The sequence below is a fragment of the Terriglobia bacterium genome (assembly GCA_035712365.1).
Classification (GTDB): Bacteria; Acidobacteriota; Terriglobia; order UBA7540; family UBA7540; genus SCRD01.
Genome location: DASTAW010000010.1, coordinates 1 through 2,930, shown reverse-complemented (window position 1 = coordinate 2,930; position 2,930 = coordinate 1). Strand labels below are relative to the sequence as shown.

At 58.3% G+C, this 2,930-nt stretch carries 2 protein-coding genes; one reads left to right on the top strand and one right to left on the bottom strand.

Annotated elements, in window-relative coordinates:
* The first annotated feature begins 599 nt into the window (after positions 1–599).
* Positions 600–2,048, top strand: a complete 1,449-nt coding sequence (locus VFQ24_03400) for an RtcB family protein (GenBank protein HET9177381.1) — start codon at positions 600–602, stop codon at positions 2,046–2,048.
* 15 nt (positions 2,049–2,063) lie between these two features.
* Here VFQ24_03400 and VFQ24_03395 read toward each other — a convergent pair whose 3' ends face one another.
* On the bottom strand, positions 2,064–2,813 hold the full coding sequence (locus VFQ24_03395; protein ID HET9177380.1) for an HIRAN domain-containing protein: 750 nt from the start codon (positions 2,811–2,813) through the stop codon (positions 2,064–2,066).
* Positions 2,814–2,930: the final 117 nt, after the last annotated feature.

The following is a 2,930-nucleotide window of genomic DNA, read 5'->3' as shown; positions in this document are numbered from 1 at the left end:
GCCGCACCCGGCCCATGGTCTGTTTTGTCAACGTGGCCAGCGTGGACCGCATCATCTATGCCATCTTTAACGGCTACAACGAAAGGTTGGAGTGGCGAAACCGCACCCTCCGCCTTTTTACACACGCAGCTTGACATCACCCCGCCCCGAATATGCTTGACAAACACTGGCCTAGCATGGTAGTCTTCTTTCAGATGCCTGCAAGCCGCGAGTTTTCCGGGACCAAAAGAGACAAAATGGGACAAAAAAAACACGTTTTTTGAAAAACAAACCGGAGAGGTTGTTGAAAAGAAAGAGAAATGGCCGAAAAACAAACCGGAACGAACCGGAAAACAAAGCGGAGAAGTTATTGAAAACACGTGCCTGTGGAAAAAACGAACCGGAACGAAGCTAAAAACGAACCTGGCCAAGTTGTTGAAAATAAAGAACAGCAAAAAATGCACCGAAGACAATCCTGCCATGTCTGAGGGCCGGCAAGGCGCCGGCTTTGAAAACCTCGCAGACCCAAAAGCCCCGGCGCGGCTGGCTTGCTGCTCCTGATAAAATAATTGCGGAAATCGACTCATCCAGGACGCCTACACGCTCGCGGAGGAACGCCTTTGCATTTCGAGAAGCGCCAGCTCGAGAAGCTCGACCGTTACCGCTGGCTGGTCCCCCGCGGGACCAAATCCGGCATGCTGACCGACGCCCTGATCTACGCCGACGAGCATCTGCTGGAGGGCCTGCTGAAAGACCTCTCGCTTGAGCAGGCGGTGAACGTGGCGATGCTGCCCGGCATTGTGGGCCGCTCGCTTGCCATGCCGGACATCCACCAGGGTTACGGATTTCCCATCGGCGGCGTGGCGGCCACCGATCCCGAAGAAGGCGGCGTGGTGTCGCCGGGCGGTGTGGGATTTGACATCAACTGCGGCGTGCGGCTGCTGGCCAGCACGCTGACGGTGGACGAGGTTCGCCCGAAAATCCGCGAGCTGGTCAACCAGCTTTTCCGCGACATCCCGTCGGGCGCGGGCCGCAAAGGTTCGGTGCAGCTTTCTTACCAGGATTTGGATCGCGTGTTGGTGGAGGGCGCGGGCTGGATGGTCCGGAACGGATACGGCGAGCCGGCCGACCTGGAACACTGTGAAGAGAACGGAGCGATCGACGACGCCGATCCCGCGGCCGTGGGCGACCGGCCCCGGCAGCGCGGCCTCGCGCAGGTGGGCACGCTCGGCTCCGGCAATCACTTCCTGGAAGTGCAGTATGTGGAGCGCGTCTTTGAGCCGGAGATTGCCGAGCGCTTCGGGCTTTATGAGAACGAGATCGTGGTGCTCATCCATTCCGGCTCGCGCGGTTTCGGACACCAGGTCTGCACCGACTATCTGCGCGACATGGACCCGGCCATGCGCCGCTACAAGCTGGAAGTGCCGGACCGCCAGCTTGCCTGCGTGCCCGCGAACTCGCCCGAGGGCCACGCGTATCTTGGGGCGATGCGGGCCTCGGCCAATTTTGCCTGGGCCAACCGCCAGGGCATCACGCATTTCACCCGCGAAGCCTTCAAGCGCATCTTTGGGCAGAAGGAACATCTGCGCGTGGTGTACGACGTCTGCCACAACATCGCCAAGCTGGAACGGCACACTGTGAATGGGCGGGACTGCCGCGTGCTGGTGCATCGCAAGGGAGCGACGCGCGCGTTTCCCACGGGCCGGCCGGAAATTCCCGCGGCCTATAAGGACATCGGGCAGCCGGTGCTGATTCCGGGCTCGATGGGCACGGCGTCTTACGTTCTGGTGGGCGCGAAAGGCTCGCTGGAAGAAACTTTTGGCACCACCTGCCACGGCGCAGGGCGCGTGATGAGCCGCACCGCCGCCAAAAAGTCTTCCTACGCCGCGAATGCTAAACAGCGCCTGGAAGAGCAGGGCGTGATTGTGCGCTCCGAAACGCGCGACGGCATCTCGGAAGAAATCCCCGAGGCCTACAAAGACGTGGATGCCGTCATCAACGTGGTGCACAACGCCGGGCTTTCCCGGCGCGTCGCCCGATTGAAACCGATGGGGGTGATTAAGGGGTGAAAAGTCGGGCAAAGATCAGTTTGCGAGCGGTTTGAAGTCCTCAGTTGTCATTGGCTCATAACCCGGCCAATGGCCTGACAATTCCACCAGCAATCGCTGTTTAGAAGGTGCCGGGAGCGGATTAACTCGAACCACTGTTGCTTTGTATTCCGCAGGCGCCTTGGCAATCGCGCTCACCAAGTCATGCACCAGATACCGTGGAGCCCATCCAATCATGTAGTAATCATCGGCGGTCTGGATTTGGACTGCCAGCTGGGTCACCGGATTGGTCAGTTCGATTGCGACGTATAACTTGTCACCTGGCTTCAGCATCCGCAATCGGCGCTGAGCGTCGTCGCTAACGTGTCGCCATCCGTGAAGAAAGAAGCGACAGCAAAACGCACCGTCCTGCCGACGTTCAATCCTTGGGAAAACCTCGAAGCTGTCGGTTGCACGGTACCCGCCAGCCACGGACAGAATTTCAATCGGGTCGGCCTGCTCGGGCAAGCCAAGCTGGCGAAGGTATTCTCGAAAGTCCTTTCGTCCCGGCGTGAGCACTCGATTCTGGAAGAGCGGGAAAAGGTTGGATGCTTCGTAGGATTTATGGAGATCAGGAAAATCAAACAGTGGTTCGAAGCCTGCCTCCCGACGAGCCCGTTCTGCCCCCCGTAAATAACGGAAGCGATATAGATGACGAGGCTTTTGCACGTCTAGCCGTCCAACTGGAAACCACTCCCTAGTTCGTGCCTTGTCCTGCCAGGCTAGAAACAGTGTTCTGTCGTTCATATTTGAATCTTTTCTAACTCTTTGAAATTGTAACACATTAGTTCCACGGCAAATGACGAGCCAGCGGTGTCATCCAATCGTCGGGGATGCGGTTAATAATGGCCTCGATGCATTGCT